This window comes from Rhizobium ecuadorense, assembly GCF_001187535.1.
GTDB lineage: Bacteria > Pseudomonadota > Alphaproteobacteria > Rhizobiales > Rhizobiaceae > Rhizobium > Rhizobium ecuadorense.
Genome location: NZ_LFIO01001098.1, coordinates 1 through 250, shown reverse-complemented (window position 1 = coordinate 250; position 250 = coordinate 1). Strand labels below are relative to the sequence as shown.

At 56.8% G+C, this 250-nt stretch carries 1 protein-coding gene; it reads right to left on the bottom strand.

Annotated elements, in window-relative coordinates; genetic code table 11:
- Nucleotides 1–55: 55 nt before the first annotated feature.
- Nucleotides 56–250, bottom strand: a 195-nt coding sequence (locus AF337_RS22135; protein ID WP_152971153.1) for a Tn3 family transposase, incomplete at its 5' end; no start/stop codon positions are given.

Here is a 250-nt window from a genome sequence, read left to right as displayed (position 1 = left end):
GGGGTCGGAACAAGAGCGGTGCGAAATCGTACGATAGGGCGAACGGACCGGGAACTTATGCGGCGCGCCGCAGCCCAGCCGGAAGGCGGAGCGACCGAAATCCGTTGTGCATCTGATGTTCCGCATCCCAGGTGTAGATGCCTGTCAGGTTGATATGTTCCCAACTCAGTGGCGAGATGTGTTTCAACAGAGTATCTGGAATGCCTCGGCCCGCACGTTTTAGCTGTGTAACCGCGAGATCAAGATAGAC